The sequence below is a fragment of the Vibrio sp. 10N.222.51.C5 genome, assembly GCF_041474575.1.
Classification (GTDB): domain Bacteria; phylum Pseudomonadota; class Gammaproteobacteria; order Enterobacterales; family Vibrionaceae; genus Vibrio; species Vibrio crassostreae_C.
Window position 1 is genome coordinate 1 of sequence record NZ_JBFRUJ010000013.1, and the last position, 18,253, is coordinate 18,253.

Annotated in this window: 15 protein-coding genes; 4 read left to right on the forward strand and 11 right to left on the reverse strand. The window is 45.2% G+C overall.

The features are described from left to right. The first annotated feature begins 338 nt into the window (after window positions 1-338). Window positions 339-1,004 carry a DNA mismatch repair endonuclease MutH gene (gene mutH / locus AB4558_RS04510; protein WP_032546406.1) on the forward strand — a complete coding sequence of 222 codons (666 nt, stop codon included), beginning with the start codon at window positions 339-341 and terminating at the stop codon, window positions 1,002-1,004. Between the two features lie 88 nt (window positions 1,005-1,092). Here the strand turns inward: mutH and AB4558_RS04515 are convergent, their stop codons facing one another. The 8 genes from AB4558_RS04515 to xerD all read right to left on the reverse strand — a co-directional run bounded on the left by AB4558_RS04515 (window position 1,093) and on the right by xerD (window position 10,536). Next, entirely contained in the window at window positions 1,093-1,404 is a 312-nt protein-coding gene (locus AB4558_RS04515; protein ID WP_372074515.1) for a DUF6482 family protein, read from the reverse strand. 204 nt (window positions 1,405-1,608) lie between these two features. After that, window positions 1,609-1,860: a hypothetical protein gene (locus AB4558_RS04520; RefSeq protein ID WP_008224444.1), complete on the reverse strand. Its 252-nt coding sequence runs from the start codon at window positions 1,858-1,860 to the stop codon at window positions 1,609-1,611. Between the two features lie 567 nt (window positions 1,861-2,427). After that, a complete protein-coding gene (gene vpsR, locus AB4558_RS04525; RefSeq protein WP_017062873.1) occupies window positions 2,428-3,762 on the reverse strand; it encodes a cyclic-di-GMP-binding transcriptional regulator VpsR in 1,335 nt (444 codons plus the stop codon). Window positions 3,763-4,033: 271 nt separating this feature from the next. Then, window positions 4,034-5,566: a lysine--tRNA ligase gene (gene lysS / locus AB4558_RS04530; protein ID WP_017059330.1), complete on the reverse strand. Its 1,533-nt coding sequence runs from the start codon at window positions 5,564-5,566 to the stop codon at window positions 4,034-4,036. A gap of 98 nt (window positions 5,567-5,664) precedes the next feature. Next, window positions 5,665-6,763, reverse strand: a protein-coding gene (gene prfB / locus AB4558_RS04535) for a peptide chain release factor 2 (protein ID WP_100208942.1) whose coding sequence is annotated in 2 segments (ribosomal slippage) — window positions 5,665-6,687 and window positions 6,689-6,763 — 1,098 coding nt in all. Because the reading frame shifts where the segments join, the coding sequence is not laid out codon by codon here. A gap of 235 nt (window positions 6,764-6,998) precedes the next feature. Further along, a complete protein-coding gene (recJ, locus tag AB4558_RS04540) occupies window positions 6,999-8,735 on the reverse strand; it encodes a single-stranded-DNA-specific exonuclease RecJ (protein WP_372072704.1) in 1,737 nt (578 codons plus the stop codon). 80 nt (window positions 8,736-8,815) lie between these two features. Further along, entirely contained in the window at window positions 8,816-9,595 is a 780-nt protein-coding gene (locus tag AB4558_RS04545) for a thioredoxin fold domain-containing protein (protein WP_017062874.1), read from the reverse strand. Window positions 9,596-9,621: 26 nt separating this feature from the next. After that, the gene (xerD, locus tag AB4558_RS04550) at window positions 9,622-10,536 is read right to left on the reverse strand and encodes a site-specific tyrosine recombinase XerD (protein ID WP_017059327.1); all 915 of its coding nucleotides are present in this window, start codon (window positions 10,534-10,536) and stop codon (window positions 9,622-9,624) included. 150 nt (window positions 10,537-10,686) lie between these two features. Between xerD and fldB the strand changes: the two genes are divergently transcribed. Continuing rightward, the gene (gene fldB, locus AB4558_RS04555; protein ID WP_017062875.1) at window positions 10,687-11,208 is read left to right on the forward strand and encodes a flavodoxin FldB; all 522 of its coding nucleotides are present in this window, start codon (window positions 10,687-10,689) and stop codon (window positions 11,206-11,208) included. A 146-nt stretch (window positions 11,209-11,354) separates the two neighbouring features. Here the strand turns inward: fldB and brnQ are convergent, their stop codons facing one another. Beyond that, a complete protein-coding gene (brnQ, locus tag AB4558_RS04560) occupies window positions 11,355-12,668 on the reverse strand; it encodes a branched-chain amino acid transport system II carrier protein (RefSeq protein ID WP_017059325.1) in 1,314 nt (437 codons plus the stop codon). A 314-nt stretch (window positions 12,669-12,982) separates the two neighbouring features. On the opposite strand from brnQ, the gene AB4558_RS04565 reads away from it, so the two are divergent. Together AB4558_RS04565 and srmB are read left to right on the forward strand one after the other, a co-directional pair. After that, a complete protein-coding gene (locus AB4558_RS04565) occupies window positions 12,983-13,711 on the forward strand; it encodes a tRNA1(Val) (adenine(37)-N6)-methyltransferase (RefSeq protein WP_017062876.1) in 729 nt (242 codons plus the stop codon). A gap of 107 nt (window positions 13,712-13,818) precedes the next feature. Next, window positions 13,819-15,084: an ATP-dependent RNA helicase SrmB gene (gene srmB / locus AB4558_RS04570; RefSeq protein ID WP_048658056.1), complete on the forward strand. Its 1,266-nt coding sequence runs from the start codon at window positions 13,819-13,821 to the stop codon at window positions 15,082-15,084. Window positions 15,085-15,196: 112 nt separating this feature from the next. Here srmB and yaaA read toward each other — a convergent pair whose 3' ends face one another. Both yaaA and AB4558_RS04580 read right to left on the reverse strand, forming a co-directional pair. Next, the gene (yaaA, locus tag AB4558_RS04575; RefSeq protein WP_048662676.1) at window positions 15,197-15,973 is read right to left on the reverse strand and encodes a peroxide stress protein YaaA; all 777 of its coding nucleotides are present in this window, start codon (window positions 15,971-15,973) and stop codon (window positions 15,197-15,199) included. A 227-nt stretch (window positions 15,974-16,200) separates the two neighbouring features. Further along, on the reverse strand, window positions 16,201-17,628 hold the full coding sequence (locus AB4558_RS04580; RefSeq protein ID WP_032545312.1) for a sodium:alanine symporter family protein: 1,428 nt from the start codon (window positions 17,626-17,628) through the stop codon (window positions 16,201-16,203). Window positions 17,629-18,253 lie beyond the last annotated feature (625 nt).

An 18,253-nucleotide genomic window follows, 5' to 3' on the forward strand; every position in this document is an offset into this window, starting at 1 on the left:
ATTATATAAATCAGTAAATTAAAATAACATTCTAGTTTTAAAAAACATTAGAAATGTAAAAGATCTTTCAGAAACCTGACATGGTTAAAGATCAACCACTCCGATGTTTATCCACACTACTAAGTGAAAGATTCATTTTGAACCCCATTTGGCAAGCATTTTATCCACCATAAACCCCTGTTTATTTATCCACTAAATTAATATTTCAATTAATTACCTTTATGTCCTGTGGATAACCCTGAGTTTGATCCCTTTTCTCGCAAGGAGATCATTTCTTAACCAGTCGTCATTTGGTGATAACTTCTGATAAAATCATTTTTTTGATCATGCCTTTTATTATGAAACCAGAACCACAAACACAACAAGAGCTGTTAGAGCGCGCGTATGCCATCGCCGGAATGACCTTTAAAGAGCTCGCTGACGAAGCTGAGATGGTGATGCCAAACGACCTTAAGCGTGATAAAGGCTGGGTTGGGCAGCTATTGGAATGGCACTTGGGTGCACCTGCAGGCAGTAAGCCAGAACAAGATTTTGCCAAGCTCGGTATCGAGCTAAAAAGCATTCCGATTAGCTACTCTGGCAAGCCACTCGAAACCACCTTTGTGTGTGTTGCTCCTTTGATGGGTGTGCAAGGTATAACTTGGGAAACCAGCCACGTTCGAAACAAGCTGTCTAAGGTGTTGTGGATCCCTGTCGAGGGAGAAAGAGAGATCCCGCTAGCAGAGAGGCATGTAGGATCCCCATTATTATGGACACCTAGCCAAGCTGAAGACGAACTCTTGAAGCGAGATTGGGAAGAACTGATGGAGTTGATCGTTTTAGGCAATGTTGAACAGATAACAGCAAGACACGGTGAAGCACTGCATTTACGTCCGAAGGCTGCTAACAGTCGTGTGTTAACGGAAGCTTACGGTGCAAGCGGAAAACCTATCAAAACTAAACCACGTGGTTTCTATCTGCGAACTCAATTCACCCATAAATTACTGACAACACATTACGCATAGAGCGTTTAATCGAGCCTCGATAGCCAAAACTATCAGTGCGTTAAAAAACAGTCTGGAATTAGAATCAATATCTCGCTACCAACGCCTCTTAATGAGGTTTGAGCGCCAGTTCAATATCACAGTAGCTTTGGCTTGGCTCATTACCAAACTCATCATAGGCGTTGTGTAAGCGAAGATACGCCTTTTCAAAGCCGAGCCGGAGTAACTCCTCTTTCACTTGCTCCAAGGATCCAAAGTGAAGCGGCTCGCCGTCTTGCTTTACCGGTTCTAGCTTATGTTTGTACTCCACCGCCAATAGATATTCTGAAATATCAGAACAGCCAATAACGTACACTTTGGGTGTTTGATAAGAGTCTTTGTGCTCTCCATGTAACCACATGTCTAACTGATGCTTTTGCATAACCGGCCTCCCTTGCTCTCTATAGCTTAGTAGAACTCTATTTCTTTACTAGGGCACGTTGATTTTTCTCGATTAAAAAAACAAAAAAGAGAAGCCAATGCTTCTCTTTTTTGTCCAGTTCTAGTTCAAAAGCGCTCACTTTTGACACCTAACTATCACCGTCAATGATTTAGGGGGTTGAAAGGTGCGATCAACCCCGAAAGATTACGTCGGTATTCGCGCGCTAAGAACACGACGAAGATGACGAACGCGACGTTCAATGGTGACAACTTCAGGCTCAGAGAAACCAATTGGACGACCATCGGCTTCAAGGCCAATATCTCTTAGCAAATGAGTGTTGTGCCAAGGTAGGTCTAGTGAACTACGACGTACTTTTCGCTGCCATTCCCGCTCTTCACGACGAAGATCGGCACGGATAAGGACTGTTGCTAATTTTAAATATACTGAGTGACGCATAATAACTCTCCAGTTGTTGAATCAACTGAGGAAAAATAGCGTGTTAGATAGTATGAGGGCTTCTCACTTAGCTGCTATTTTTCCGCAGCCAAATAAGGGTACGGATCTATTAGTTAGGTTTATCTTGGGTGTTTCGATCGGCTATGGCTGATGTGAGTGACATATCAGTCACCATGTCAGTACACGGCTCAAACGACGCGCAAATATGCTGTATAAAATCGAAATGTTTCATTTGCGCCTCCAAGCTAACTAAAAAATCCAAAAAAAATGGGGAAGTAAAAGCAGACAAGTCTTTGTTAAATCGTTGCTTTAACGGTTAAAGTCTAACCAAGTGAGTATATTATTCAACCGCTAATTGATTAACATTTTTAAAACAATGCATTCGCCTAAAATATCAGTTGCATATTCATTTACATATAACATATTCACTATGCTTATATAAAATCACAGCATATCTCTCTTAGGGTCTAACTAGAAAACAACGGACTACCCTTCAGAAACAAAAAAGCCACGTAGATACGTGGCCTTTAATTTACGGTGACTGAATAAAGTCATGTAGAGAAGAGTCTAAACAACACCTTCAGAGATTAGGCTGTGTTTATTCAGCAAGCGGTACATCGTCGCTCGTGATACACCGAGCTCCTTAGCCGCCAATGAAACCTGACCACCGTAAGATTCCAATACAATCAGTAACGCATCGCGCTCTGAGCGCTCTCGAATACTCTTCAAGCTTCGGCGTTCATCATTCTGTTTTGGTAAATCCAGTTGGTGATCCTCAATGATCACAGCATCAGACATCAACACAACACGCTTAATCTGATTCATCAGCTCACGCACATTTCCAGGCCAATGGTATCGATTCATCGAACGGATAGCATCGTCTGAGAAGCTCTTCGCTTGAGCATTAAACTCTTTCGAGTACTCACGCAGAAAATGATTCGCCAGTACTGAAATATCGCTCACACGTTCTTTTAAGCTTGGAACATGAATACGCAGAACATTGATATAGTGATAAAGCTCTTCATTGAAGTCGCCCTCGATCAACGCCTTCTCGATATCAGAGGAGTTCGCGGCCAGAATACGCACATCGACAGATTTAGGTCCATTCGCAGTTTCAATCTTACCTTCTTGTAGAAAGCGCAACAGGTTCAGTTGTTGATTGCGTGGCATCGCTAAAACATCATTAAGCAAGATGGTTCCGCCATCGGCTTCTTCCAACATACAAGGCGCAGTCGCTGACTGTGCTGATATGCCAAACACCTCGGCCTCTATTCTCATTTCAGACAAGGCACGACAGTTAACCGTTAAAAATGGTTTCTGTGCTCGCGACGAATTTTGATGAATCGAGCGTGCAATCGTCTCTTTACCAGCCCCACTCTCGCCATAAATCAAGATACTGACATCAGTCGGCCCAATACGCTTTACTTGGTCTCTCAAGCGCTTCACAGCCACAGAGTCGCCCAGCAGGCCCATATTGTTGTTAATGCCGTAGTTTGGCCATACTTTCTGCTCAAGCTTGAGCATACCCAACTGGTGACCAATAGTACTCAGTAGCTGAGCATCAGGGATTGGTGCCGTGAAAAAGTCGATACAGAAGTTGACGATAAACTGGCAGATCGTATCAGAGCTTAATTGAGATTCACGGATAAAGGCGAGCCATCTCACCTGCTTGTTATTGCTCACAAGGTTAGCAATACCGTTGAGACTGAACTCATCATGACTAAGATCGACAATACCAATACATGGGCCAATATCAGCAATCAAGGCATCGGCTTTTCGTAAATCTGCACACTGGGTACACTGCCAACCCACTTGTTCTAACACTGATAACCAGGGTTCGTACGCACCACCAACGACGATAAGAGAACCTGGTAAGGAATCCATCTTAAATTGAGTTCCCATCCTTCTTCCTTATTCTATTTTTATTTAAATCAGACTAATACGAGTCACTGCTTCATCGTTCGACAAAATGCCGCGAGAGCGTATTCAGCGCAGAGACGTATAGTAGTGAGACTATCTTAGATTTTATGTCTCAATAGTAAGACTATGTCAGAAATAACGATTTTTCGAATCAAGAGTGCGGTACAGACTAGGTTTTGAAGCCCCAAAACAGAAAAAGCCACCCGAAGGTGGCTTTTTAATTACATAGGCTGTTACGCCCTATAAGCGAGAATTACGCCTGTGGGCGCATTGCCGGGAACAAGATCACGTCACGGATTGTGTGCGTGTTTGTAAATAGCATTGCTAGACGGTCGATACCGATACCTTGACCCGCTGTTGGCGGTAGGCCGTGCTCTAGTGCAGTAATGTAGTCTGCATCGTAGTACATCGCTTCGTCATCACCCGCGTCTTTCGCGTTAACTTGCGCTTTGAAACGCTCGTCTTGGTCTTGTGCATCGTTAAGCTCAGAGAAACCATTCGCAACTTCACGGCCACCGATGAAGAACTCAAAACGGTCTGTGAAGAACGGGTTGTCATCGCTACGACGAGCTAGAGGAGAGATGTCCGCTGGGTAGCCAGTGATGAACGTTGGTTGAATTAGCTGAGGCTCAGCCGTTTCACCAAAGATCTCTTCTAGAAGCTGACCACATGTCCAGAACGTTTCTACGTCTACGTGTACAGATTTTGCGATAGCAACCATCTTTTCACGGTCTTGTAGGTCTGCTTCTGTTAGCGCTTGAATCTCAGCGTGCTCAGGGTTGTAGTGTTTGATTGCATCGAACATGCTCATGCGAGCGTAAGTGCCACCGAACTCAACCGTTTCGTCACCGTAAGGCATAGAAGTAGAACCAAGAACGTCCATTGCTGCCGTGCTTAGCATCTCTTCTGTCAGATCCATAAGGTCTTTGTAGTCAGAGTACGCTTGGTAGAATTCCATCATTGTGAATTCTGGGTTGTGACGTGGAGATAGACCTTCGTTACGGAAGTTACGGTTGATCTCGAATACACGGTCAAAACCACCCACCACTAGACGCTTAAGGTAAAGCTCTGGTGCAACACGTAGGTACATGTCGATGTCTAGTGCATTGTGATGAGTGATGAACGGACGTGCAGTTGCGCCACCCGGGATCACGTGCATCATTGGCGTTTCAACTTCTAGGTAGCCTTTCGCGCTCATGAAGTTACGGATTGAAGATACAAGCTTAGAACGCACGATGAATGCATTACGAGAATCTTCGTTCACGATTAGGTCAACGTAACGCTGACGGTAACGCATCTCTTGGTCAGTTAGACCGTGGAACTTCTCTGGTAGAGGACGAAGTGCTTTAGTCAGCAATTCAAACTCTTCCATGTTCACGTAAAGGTCGCCTTTACCTGATTTGTGAAGCGCACCTTTAACACCGATGATGTCACCGATATCTAGGCCTTGGTACTTCTCTTTCAGTACTTTTTGAACGTCTTTCGCTGCGTATGCTTGGATACGACCAGAAGTTTCTTGAATCGCAAGGAATGGACCACGCTTCGCCATAACACGACCAGCGATCGCAACGATGTGGTTAAGCTCTTCTAGCTCTTCCTTAGTCTTCTCACCGAATTCCGCTTGAAGATCGCCAGCTAGGTGCTCACGACGGAAGTCATTTGGGTGACCGTTAGCTTTGCAGTTTTGGCGGATGTGATCCAGCTTGCTGCGGCGCTCAGCGATTAGTTTGTTCTCTTCAGGTGAAGAAGCTTCTTGTGCGTTTTCGTTTTGAACAGCATCAGTCATTAGAGATGTACCCTGCTTTTAAAATTTGGACCGCTATATTTTTGTAAATATAGGCATTTTTACCAATATTATTGGTAAAGCTTAATAGTTGATAAAGCTTACAGACCTGATTTCAGGCTAGCTTCAATAAACTTGTCTAAGTCACCGTCAAGAACCGCTTGAGTATTACGGTTTTCGATGCCGGTGCGTAAATCTTTGATTCGAGAATCATCCAGCACGTAAGAGCGGATTTGACTTCCCCAACCGATGTCTGATTTCGTCTCTTCGCTCGCTTGTTTTTCAGCATTTTGTTTTTGAATCTCAAGTTCAAAAAGCTTAGCACGTAGCTGCTTCATCGCTTGATCTTTGTTCTTATGCTGCGAACGGTCATTCTGACACTGAACCACAGTGTTAGTCGGAACGTGAGTAATACGTACCGCTGATTCCGTGGTGTTTACGTGCTGACCACCAGCACCAGAGGCACGGTATACGTCAATACGTAGGTCAGAAGGATTAATGTCGATCGTAATGTTGTCATCAATCTCAGGATAGATAAACGCAGATGCAAATGAAGTATGACGACGACCACTTGAATCAAATGGTGACTTACGAACTAGACGGTGAACACCAGTCTCTGTGCGTAACCAACCGTAAGCATACTCACCAGAAATACGTACCGTTGCGCCTTTAAGGCCAGCAACATCACCATCCGACACTTCGATAACTTCAGTCTTGAAGCCTTTCGAATCTGCCCAACGTAAGTACATGCGCAACATCATTGAAGTCCAGTCTTGAGCTTCTGTACCGCCCGAACCTGACTGTAAATCGATGTAGCAATCTGATGCATCGTGATCACCAGAGAACATACGACGGAATTCCAGCTTCTCTAGCTTAGCTTCAAGCTCGGCCAGTTCTGGTTCAATTTCATCGAACGTTTCTTGATCTTCTTCTTCAACCGCAAGCTCTAATAGGCCATCAACATCCTCAACACCTTGGTCAAGTTGGTCGATCGTTTCTACTACCGCTTCCAATGCAGAACGTTCTTTACCTAGCGCTTGAGCACGCTCAGGTTCGTTCCATACATCCGGTTGTTCTAATTCTGCGTTTACTTCTTCTAGACGCTCTTTCTTAGCGTCATAGTCAAAGATACCCCCTCAGGATATTTGTGCGCTCAGACACATCCTGCAGACGGTTTTTTATAGGATTGATTTCAAACATTTTAGCTCATCATTTATGAGTAGAATTTAACCGAAGAATTGTACTCAAAAGTGTGACGGAGATACAGAATTTTTTAGAGTGGTGAACCAAGATTCAACAACTTAATGGGATATAAAATTGACAGGCATAAAAAACACGTAAATTTTGTAAGGGCAGGAAGGAAAACAAGCCCTGTTTTTGAACAGAGCTTGTTGAATTTGGCACTATATGATGAGCATTATTGAGCCCAAAATCACTATTTGGCTTCGATATGATCAATCATCAGCTGCAACGATTGGTTGCCGCGAAATTCGTTGATATCGAGCTTAAATGCAAGATGAACGGTTTTTACTGATGCATCAGGCCAGCGACGTAGGTCGACGTTAAAGGCAATACCGTCAATCATCACATTGGTTGGGTGGCCTTTGTAGAGCGGCTCAAGCATCAGCTTAAGGTGCTTTTCACCCACCAGCTTTTGGTGCAGCACTTTAAACTCACCATCGAAGATTGGCTCAGGGAAAGCTTGTCCCCACGGGCCACCTGAACGCAGCGTTTCAGCGGTGTGCATCGAGAACTCTTCTGGTAACAGCTCACCATCAGACAAGATAATGCCCTTCAGTGCTGTTTCTCCAAGTTCATTCTTCACCACATCATTGAACAGCTTGCTGAAGCGTTCAAAGTCCTTTTCCATGATGGTTAAACCAGCCGCCATTGCGTGGCCACCAAATTTAAGAATCAAGCCAGGGTTTTGAGTATCAATTCGGTCCAATGCATCACGCATGTGCAGACCCGGAATTGAACGACATGAACCTTTGATACTGCCTTCGCCGCCATCTGCAAACGCAATCACTGGGCGGTGGTATTTGTCTTTGATACGCGAAGCCAAAATACCAATCACACCTTGGTGCCAATCACGTTGGAATAGTGCCAAGCCAGAAGGTAGGTCGCCTTTACCAAATTCAAGGCGCTCACAAAAAGCCATCGCTTCTTGCTTCATACCCTCTTCGATCTCTTTACGTGTTTGGTTCAAGCCATCTAACTCACTCGCCATTCGACGAGCCGCATGGATGTTGTTACTCATTAGCAGCTCAACACCAAAAGACATGTCGTCTAATCGACCAGCTGCATTGATACGAGGACCAAGAGCAAAGCCAAAGTCAGACGCCACCAAACGCTTAGCGTCTCGCTTAGCAATTTCGATCAAGGCTTGAATGCCCGGACGAGCTTTACCCGCACGAATACGTTGCAAACCTTGATGAACTAAAATTCGGTTGTTTTCATCGAGTGGAACCACGTCGGCAACCGTACCCAGCGCCACAAGGTCAATCAGTTCCATCAACTTAGGTTCTGTCATGCCGCGCTCTGCAAACCAACCCAACTTACGCATGTGAACACACAATGCCATCATCAGATAAAAAGCGACACCAACACCCGCTAGGGCTTTCGAAGGAAAAGCACAGCTCTCAAGGTTTGGGTTAACCATAGCATCGACCATTGGCAGTTCATTGCCCGGCAAGTGATGATCGGTAACCAGAACCTCTAGCCCTTTCTCTTTAGCAAAGCGAACACCTTCAATTGAAGATACACCGTTGTCGACCGTCATGATCACTTCAGCACCAAGCTCGATTGCCTGTTCAACAACCTCAGGGCTCAAGCCATAACCATCTTCAAAACGGTTTGGTACCAGATAGTCGACGTTAGAGCTGCCGAGCATACGTAACGCTAAAACAGACAGCGCCGAGCTGGTCGCGCCATCGGCATCAAAGTCACCAACAATGATGATGCGTTTTTGCTGCTGAATAGCTTTGAACAACAGCTCAACCGCAGCATCAATGCCGCCCAGTTTTTGATAAGAGTGCAAGCCTTTCGCTGCTGTCTCTAGTTGGTCGGCACTGTCGATTCCACGACTCACATAAATGCGCTTTAACAAGTCAGGTAAGTGAGCAGGTAAGACTGAAATGTCGACCTCAGGACGGCGTTGGATCTCTATCATATAAAAATGGGCCCGATATCAATCAGGCCACTCCTTAAATCAAAAACATGGGGGATAAATTGGCAATACAGAAAACGAGATTATTGCTCTAAACGTTGAAGAAGTTGTGCTGGCGGTAAGTAACCACTCACCAACTCACCACTTGCTAGCACGATAGCCGGTGTGCCATTGATGCCAAGCTCACGACCCAGTTGGTATTGTTTAGCAATGATCTGCTTTTGCTCTGCTAGGTCTTTACCAGACGCTGGCATTTGACGGTTTACTTTAGCGTCATGCATCGCTGTTTTTGGATCATCTGACGCCCAGATTGCTGCCATTTGATCGGCAACTTGCCCTGTCGCACCTTGGCGTGGGTAAGCCATGTAACGAACGGTGATACCCAAATCGTTGTAGCCTTGCATTTGGCTGTGCAGACGAACACAGTAGCCGCACGTAATGTCAGTAAATACCGTCACAACATACTTTTCGTTATCGGCTTTGTATTCAATAACCGTATCCGACATCGCTGCCACTTTTTCAGCATTCAGCGGAGCTTGACGCTCAGCCAAAACATCACTGAACTTTCCGTTTTCATCCAAAGAGTAAAGTGTACCGGCTAGAAAGTGATCGCCCTCTGGAGAAGAAAAGATAATGCCGCTGTTGGTTTGAACTTCTAACAAACCATCGATATCCGAAGGAACAATCTTATCGACCTTAATACCGATTTTTTCAAAACGCTTAGTTAACGCAGCTGTATCAATAGCTTGAGCTGGAGCAGCTTCTACGGCTGTTGATGTTGTTTCTACTTTCGCTTCTGATGCATTACATGCAGTAATCATAAGAGGAAGCGCTAGTAGAGGAAGACGGCGTAATACGCTCATTAAGTTCACCTTAAAAATAAATGGATTTAAGCACGTGGGTGATGCTGCGCATGAATTTGCTTGAGCCTTTCAGTCGCCACGTGAGTATAAATTTGGGTAGTCGATAAGTCACTATGCCCAAGTAACATCTGTACGACCCTGAGATCTGCGCCATAGTTCAGTAAATGCGTCGCAAAAGCGTGTCTCAATACGTGTGGTGACAACAATTCTGTGTCGATACCAGCGACGACCGAGTAGTGCTTAATACGATACCAGAACGTCTGACGGGTCATTTGCTTGGCGCGTTTACTCGGAAAAACCACATCAGAACTGTTTTCGCCAAGTAGATGTGGACGACCCTGTTCAATAAAAGTCTCTATCCAATCCACCGCATTTTCGCCCATTGGTACTAAGCGCTCTTTGCCACCCTTACCAATAACACGCACCACGCCCTGTCTTAGGCTGATGTTTTCCATCGTCAAGCTAACCAGTTCTGTCACACGCAAACCGGTTGCATAGAGTAACTCAAGCATCGCCTTATCGCGAAGCTCAATCGGATCGTTCGGATCTGGCGCATCGAGCAAAGCATCAACCTGTTCTTCGCTCAAATCTTTCGGCAAGCGTTGCGGCAGCTTCGGACTGATCAACAAGGCACTTGGATCATCGCCTCTGATTTTCTCGCGGTGCAAATATTGGAACAAGCGACGAATCGCCGACAACATACGGGCACGAGAGGTCTGCTTAAAATCGGCGTCGGCTAACCAGCCTTGATAATCCTGTAAACCTGAAAGGCTAATGAAGTCGAGGCGGTAATTGTTCTTTTCCATCCACGCTAATAACTTGGACAAATCGGTACGGTACGAGACAAGCGTATTCTCCGATAATCCTCGCTCCATCCACATAGCATCTAAAAACTGCTCAACGAGACCGTGGTCTGCGCTCTGCCCTTGAGGCGACTGCATAGTGTTACTCACAATATTGGAAACTGTTTTGAGAGTATGCCAGAGCAAATATGAATGCCATAAAAATTACGACTTGAGCGGATAATCGCTGCAATCGAAGTCGATTTATGGTTAGAATTCGCCATCTGAAATTAAAATCGAACGTTTGCTATGAAAATTGGATTATTTTACGGCTCAACCACCTGCTACACAGAAATGGCAGCAGAGAAAATTCGCGGCATTATTGGTGAAGACCTAGTTGATATCCATAACGTGAAAGAAAGCCCTCTTTCATTGATGGCGGACTACGACCTTTTATTGCTGGGCATCTCGACTTGGGACTTCGGTGAAATCCAAGAAGATTGGAATGAACTGTGGGAAGACATCGCAACCACGCCTATGAAAGGCAAGGTTGTGGCTCTGTTTGGTTTGGGTGACCAAGAAGGCTACGGCGAATGGTTCCTAGATGCGATGGGTCTATTGCATGATGAACTGAAAACCGCGGGTGCAGAGTTTGTTGGCTTCTGGCCAAACGATGACAGCTACGAGTTCGAAGCGTCTAAAGCGTTAACCGAAGACAAATCTCAATTCGTTGGTTTGGCGCTTGATGAAGATTCACAATACGAGCTAAGCGACGACCGTATCGCAAGCTGGGTTGAGCAAGTACTGGTTGAGTACAGCGAAAAGCTATAACCAAACAGAAGTACTCCCGGCTAAGTAGCTAACCAAGTAACTAGCTGGATATAAAAAGACCACAGAATACAAAAAGGCCTCATTACTGCGAAGTAATGAGGCCTTTTCTATTTCATCTCGAAGGACAATCTAATCTCAACGGAAGATTAAACAGTCTCTTCAGCCATCTCTTGTTCTGTTGACTTGCCAACAAAGAACATACAGATGATTGCAGCCGTTGTTGGAAGCAACCAACCCATACCGATCTCAAACAGTGGCAGCATCTTAAGTGCAGACACGTCTACACCCGCTACTTTAGCGCCATCAATAAGAGCAAACAGCAGTGACACTAATACCACTACGCGGTAAGCCGCTTTTGGATTAGGGAAACGGCTACGTAAGAATGTCAGAGCAACCAACGCGATAGCGACTGGGTACAGTGCAAACAGTACTGGAACAGACAGAGAAATCAGTTGAGAAAGACCAACGTTCGCAACGGTTGCACAAGCTACACCATTGATGATTACCCAAGTCTTGTAAGACAGAGGCGTTAGCGAGCTGAAGTAATCAGAACATGCTGACACAAGGCCAATCGCCGTAGTTAGACATGCTAATAGTACGATCACAGAAAGCACTAGCTGACCAGAAGGACCAAACAACGATTGAACGTATAGGCTTAAAATAGCACCGCCATTGTCTGCACCAGCTGCGACTGTTGCACTTGTTGCGCCTAGGAAAAATAGAGAGATGTAAACAAACGCCAGACCCGCTGCGGCAATACAACCCGCGCTAATTAGGTACTTAGTCGTCGCTGCACGGTCAGTAATGCCCTTGCTACGAATCGCATCAACAATCAGCATACCAAACATCAAAGAAGCAAAAGTATCCATGGTGTTGTAGCCTTCAAGGAAACCTTTGGTTAGTGGTTGAGTGATGTACTCACCGTGAGCCGCAAGAATATCGCCTTGAGGGTTAACGAATACAGCAATCGCCAGCACAACCAAACCAACGAACAGTGCAGGTGTTAGCACCTTACCAATGACGTCAATAAGCTTACCTTGCGACCATGAGAAGAACATCGCTACTGCAAAAAATGCAATCGAAAAGAGAGTTAGGTGAGCTTGAGAGGCATCGATGAAGAACGGTTTCACCGCCATCTCATAGGCAACAAGGCCAGTACGCGGTGCAGCAAATGCAGGACCGATAATGATAAAGATCAGTACAGCCATGATGGTTGCTGCTTTCTTAGGAAGATCTTTAGTTAAGTGACCCCAAGAGCCACCAGCCACTGCGACCGCGACGATAGTGATTAACGGCAGACCAACGGCAGTCAGCAGAAAACCAGACATCGCTGGAAGGAAGTGATCACCGGCTAATTGGCCAGCTAGAGGTGGGAAGATGATGTTACCCGCACCCAAGAAAAATGCAAAAAGCATAAAGCCCAATGCCATTATATCTGTTAGTTTTAGACTCTGTTTCACAGATAATCCTTAATTATATTTATGAATTTATGTTGTGCTTACATGAATGTTACAGCTCAAAGCTGCCAATCAATCTATAAAATAGTCGCGCATAATGACGAAACAACTGGCTAGCTGCAAGTCACCACACAAAAACACCATATAAATTTGCATATGAGAACAAAAAGCAGTGGATTCCACTAGCTATAGAAAAATAGCCACAATTATAAACTAACCATAATGCACAACAATATTCTTCCAAGCAGAACATTGATTCATACAAGCGGTTAACATTAGAGCTAATCACTTAAAATATCTCGATACTCAGAACATTAATGAAAGACAAAACAGTGCAAACTAAAAGCTTTAATTTTAAGCAATTCTCAATTTACGGCGGGAAAAGCGGTATGCCAGTCAGTACCGATGGCGTATTACTTGGCGCTTGGGTAAGCCTGCCACAAAGATCATGTGTACTCGATATTGGAACCGGGACAGGTCTGCTGGCTTTGATGGCTGCGCAGCGTTTTGAAGATGCTTCAATCTCTGCGATAGATATTGATCAACACGCTATTGATGCTGCCACTGTCAATATTGAGCAGTCGCCTTGGCAAAATCGTATCTCCCTTGATCACGGCAGCGTGTTAACAACCGACTTTCCACAAAGGTTTGATGCGATCATCTGTAACCCGCCCTACTTCAACTCTGGAGAACAGGCGCAGCAAAGCCAAAGAGCCACCGCCAGGCACACCGACAGCTTGGATCATTTAGCGCTTGCCCAGCGTTGTTTCGAGATAACAACCGACGCCGCGACTGCCAGTTTCATCCTACCGACGCCTGAGGGGGAAGGTTTTATCAAGCTTGCCGAGCAATGTGGTTGGTATCTAGCAAAACGCCTTGATGTAAAAACAACAGATAAAAAGCCAGCTAGCCGAATTTTATTCGAGTTATCTAAAGATCCTGCTTGCGAGCAAGATTTGCAGCGCGAATCGCTTACAATTCACCATCAAGGTGGTTATAGCGAAGCATTTATTGCGCTCACTAAAGATTTTTATCTCAAGATGTAGCAAATACCATGTGATCCTAATCACTAATGCTTCTATAATGTCCGACTACTCTTTTTTATCGTCTGCTTTTTGAGGCAGAAACATTTATTGCTTGTGGAGAAACAACAGTGATCAGAACCTTTGCAGAACTCGATCTAAACCAAGAGCTGCTTAAAGCAATTGACGAAATGGGCTACGAACGTCCAACACAGATACAAGCTGAAGCAATCCCACAAGCGTTAGATGGAAGAGACGTTTTGGCTTCTGCGCCAACAGGTACTGGTAAAACAGCATCATTTGTATTGCCAGCACTGCAATACCTACTGGATTTCCCACGTAAGAAATCTGGCCCTGCACGTATGCTTATCCTGACGCCAACGCGTGAGCTAGCAATGCAGATCACCGAACAAGCACGTGAGCTTGCTAAATACACCAGCCTAAATATCTTCACGATCACGGGCGGTGTGATGTACCAAGAGCACGCAGATATCTTAAGTACCACTCAAGATATCGTAGTAGCAACACCTGGCCGCTTGATGGAATACATTGAAGGCGAGCGTTTTGACTGTCGCGCGATTGAATGGCTGGTTCTAGATGAAGCCGACCGCATGCTAGACATGGGCTTTGGTCCTGTTGTTGACCGTCTGTCTGCAGAGTGTCGCTGGCGTAAACAAACTTTACTTTTCTCAGCAACGCTAGAAGGTAAAGGCATTGAAGGCTTCACCGAGGATCTACTTAAAAACCCAGCGGAGATCGATGCGAAATCATCACTTCGTGAGCGTAAGAAGATCACTCAGTGGTACCACCGCGCAGATACAGCAGAGCACAAGCTGAACATCCTAAAGCACATCATCACCGAGCAAGCTGAGCGCAGCATCGTGTTCTTGAAGACACGTGATCGTCTTGGTGATCTACGAGCTCAACTTGAAAGCGCGCAAATCCCATGTGCGTGGATCCAAGGTGAAATGCCTCAAGATCGTCGTAACAACGCGATTGCTCGCTTCCGTGACGGTTCTGTAAACGTACTGCTAGCGACTGATGTTGCAGCTCGTGGTATCGACCTTCCAGACGTAAGCCACGTAATCAACTACGACATGCCACGTACGGCTGACGTATACCTACACCGCATTGGCCGTACTGCTCGTGCTGGTAAAAAAGGTAACGCGGTTTCTATCATTGAAGCGCACGATCAACTGATGATTGAGCGTGTGGCTCGTTACACAGACGAACCAATCAAAGAACGCTTCATCGAAGGCATGCGCCCTACGCATAAGAAAGCGGCCGTGACTAAGAAAAAGAAGCCGAAGAAAGAAGATAAGAAAGCGGTAGAGAAACAAAAAATAGCGAAAAAGAAAAAAATCGCGAAGAAAAAGAAAGCAGCAAAGAAGAAATAATCTAACTGCTTCAACGATTCAATAAAAAGCCCCATGCAGTTCGCTGCATGGGGCTTTTCTCTATCTGGTTGGCATCTCGCAATAGAGCGTGACGACCATTAATCAATAACGTCTAGTTTTGCTCTTCACGTTTGAAGACAAGCTCTTTCGCGTTCGACTCTTCTTCAACGAAGTAGTAACCCGCTGTATCAAACTGAGTGAGTGCCTCAACCGAGTCGATCTTGTTCTCGATAATGTAGCGAGCCATCATGCCACGCGCTTTCTTCGCGTAGAAACTGATCACCTTGTACTGACCGTTCTTGCAGTCTTTGAATACAGGGGTAATCACTTGGCCATCCAAGCTCTTCGGCTTCACAGCTTTAAAGTATTCGTTAGATGCTAGGTTGATCAACACATTGTCGCCTTGAGCATTCAACGCTTCATTCAGCTTGTCTGTAATGATGTTGCCCCAGAACTGGTACAAGTTAGTACCACGAGCATTCGCCAAGCGTGTGCCCATCTCTAGACGGTAAGGCTGCATCAAATCTAACGGCTTAAGCAAGCCATATAACCCAGAAAGCATGCGCAGGTGATTTTGTGCGTAGTCAAAATCTTCATCCGATAGCGTCTCAGCATCTAAGCCAGTGTATACATCGCCCTTAAAGGCTAGGATGGCTTGGCGTGCGTTGTCTTGGGTAAAGGTCTCGCTCCACTGCTCAAAGCGCGCTACGTTCAACCCTGCGATCTTATCGCTCACCTTCATCAGTGCAGAAATATCGACTGGCGTCAGTTTACGGCACTCTTCAATCAGTTCAGCAGAGTGTTCAACAAACTCAGGCTGACTAAAGCGTTCAGTCGCTAATGGTGATTCGTAATCAAGTGTTTTGGCTGGAGAAACGACAACTAACATAACTTTACCCTAATCGGTTATCTAACTGGATGCTGCTAGAGTATAGAAAAAACATCAACTTGTCTTTATGACTCTTCCTATTACTTTGATAGGGAGAATGAGCTTCGATAGGGAGAATGAGCTTCGATAGACAGAATGAGACAAATGACAGGCAAACAAAAAGGCTAAGGTCGAAACCTTAGCCTTTCTAATCACTTTAGGATGAGCCGTTTATCGCTCCAACAAGATTACTTCTTGTTGTTGTCCCAAATACCGTCTTCCAGCTGAGACTTAAGCTCTGGGAAGTCATTCGAATCGAATGTTGGTACTTTACCCGCGTCTAATTGACGGTTGTAGTCTTTCGCTAGCTTAATCACGATGCCCGATAGCAAGATGATCGCTACCAAGTTCACAATCGCCATTAGACCCATCGATACGTCAGCCAATGCCCATACCGTTGGCAGTGTCGCGAGAGAGCCGAACATAACCATACCCAGTACAACGATACGGAACAGCACTAGGCCCTTCTTGTTGTTGTGCTCAAGGAAGATAAGGTTCGTTTCAGCGTACGAGTAGTTTGCAATGATTGAAGTGAAAGCGAAGAAGAAAATCGCTACCGCTACAAAAATGCCGCCCCATTCGCCCACTTGTGCTGTTAGTGCACGTTGCGTTAGTTCGATACCCGTTACTTCACCGTGTGGTACATACTCACCAGACATCAGGATGATTGCGACTGTTGCTGAACAGATAACAATGGTATCCATGAACACGCCTAGCATTTGCACGTAACCTTGTGATGCTGGGTGCGGTGGGTAAGGCGTAGCAGAAGCTGCTGCGTTTGGCGCAGAACCCATACCCGCTTCGTTCGAGAACAAACCACGTTTGATGCCGTTAATCATCGCTTGTGCGATTGCGTAACCTAGGCCACCCGCTGCTGCTTCTTGCAGACCGAATGCACTCTTGAAGATAAGAGCCAGTACTTCAGGCACTTTCTCGATGTTCGCGAACATCACGTACATAGCGATCGCTAGGTAAGCCAATGCCATGATTGGAACGATGATTTCTGCTGTGCGTGCAATCTTACGGATACCACCGAAGATAACGAACGCAGAGATGATTACGATACCAACACCAACGTAGCTACGCTCAAGGTCGAATGCCGTATTCATTGCGCTTGCAATCGCGTTCGCTTGAACCGCGTTGAATACAAGACCAAATGCAATGATGAGGAAGATAGAGAATAGAACCCCCATCCAACGCATGCCTAGGCCTTTCTCCATGTAGTATGCAGGGCCGCCGCGGTAGTTACCGTCGTTATCACGCGTTTTGTATAGCTGTGCCAGTGTGCTTTCTGCAAACGATGTTGCCATACCTAGCATTGCGATTAGCCACATCCAGAAGATAGCACCAGGGCCACCAGCGGTTAGTGCTACAGCAACACCTGCCATGTTACCCGTACCTACACGAGCAGCGAGACTAGTACAAAGAGCTTGGAAAGAAGAGATACCAGCACTATCTGCTTTACGGCTGTTTCTAAGAACAGAGAACATGTGGCCGAAATGGCGGAATTGAATGAAGCCTAGTCGTACAGTGAAGTAGATACCCACACCAACCAGTAAGTAAACTAAGATAGATCCCCAAAGGAGATCGTTCATCAAATTGATTAAGTCTGTCACGTGAACCTCGTAATTGAGTTTAAGCACCGATCATGCTTCCTAGCCTTCCTCTTAATCGCCTATGCCTCTGTCAATGTTGTGTCGGCACTCTTGTTATATTCTTGCGGCGATTGAGACTGTAAATGTCGCTTCATGCATCCATTTTACGTATCAGTGTATTTTTTGACGGGCGGATAATGCAGCGAGACGGCCTAAAAATCAATATGCAGATACACTCATATTAAAATGACATTTCACTAATAACACACCTTTTGTTAACACAACTTTCAACAATGCAGCCCAATAAAAGTCACATTATCGGGACATAATATCAACAACAGCCACGGCACTACTCCAACAAGAACACCATCCTATAAAAATGACGTCAGCCTAGGTTTTACAAGGTATAGTGAAGATCTTCGTTTTTTTCTAGGCCAATGAGATCCCTATACCGCACGGCACCATGTGCACTTCAATGCATTGTAGTCAAAAGGCTATTCCATTCGCACAATGAATTAACATTCAATAACCCCCAATTTAATCGTTTACTTAGGTTTGTTTGCCTGTTTTTTATACATAATAATTCTCACAATGTGTGAGCATGCATAAGAAAATAGAACAAAAGCTTCATGGATTTGATACAAAT

What these genes read in the sequence shown, in the direction of transcription:
- AB4558_RS04515 (WP_372074515.1), bottom strand. Translation starts at nt 1,404, where the DNA reads ATGCAAAAGCATCAGTTAGACATGTGGTTACATGGAGAGCACAAAGAC.
- recJ (WP_372072704.1), bottom strand. Translation starts at nt 8,735, where the DNA reads ATGATAGAGATCCAACGCCGTCCTGAGGTCGACATTTCAGTCTTACCT.
- mutH (WP_032546406.1), top strand. Translation starts at nt 339, where the DNA reads ATGAAACCAGAACCACAAACACAACAAGAGCTGTTAGAGCGCGCGTAT.
- AB4558_RS04520 (WP_008224444.1), bottom strand. Translation starts at nt 1,860, where the DNA reads ATGCGTCACTCAGTATATTTAAAATTAGCAACAGTCCTTATCCGTGCC.
- lysS (WP_017059330.1), bottom strand. Translation starts at nt 5,566, where the DNA reads ATGACTGATGCTGTTCAAAACGAAAACGCACAAGAAGCTTCTTCACCT.
- AB4558_RS04565 (WP_017062876.1), top strand. Translation starts at nt 12,983, where the DNA reads ATGAAAGACAAAACAGTGCAAACTAAAAGCTTTAATTTTAAGCAATTC.
- yaaA (WP_048662676.1), bottom strand. Translation starts at nt 15,973, where the DNA reads ATGTTAGTTGTCGTTTCTCCAGCCAAAACACTTGATTACGAATCACCA.
- vpsR (WP_017062873.1), bottom strand. Translation starts at nt 3,762, where the DNA reads ATGGGAACTCAATTTAAGATGGATTCCTTACCAGGTTCTCTTATCGTC.
- AB4558_RS04545 (WP_017062874.1), bottom strand. Translation starts at nt 9,595, where the DNA reads ATGAGCGTATTACGCCGTCTTCCTCTACTAGCGCTTCCTCTTATGATT.
- xerD (WP_017059327.1), bottom strand. Translation starts at nt 10,536, where the DNA reads ATGCAGTCGCCTCAAGGGCAGAGCGCAGACCACGGTCTCGTTGAGCAG.
- fldB (WP_017062875.1), top strand. Translation starts at nt 10,687, where the DNA reads ATGAAAATTGGATTATTTTACGGCTCAACCACCTGCTACACAGAAATG.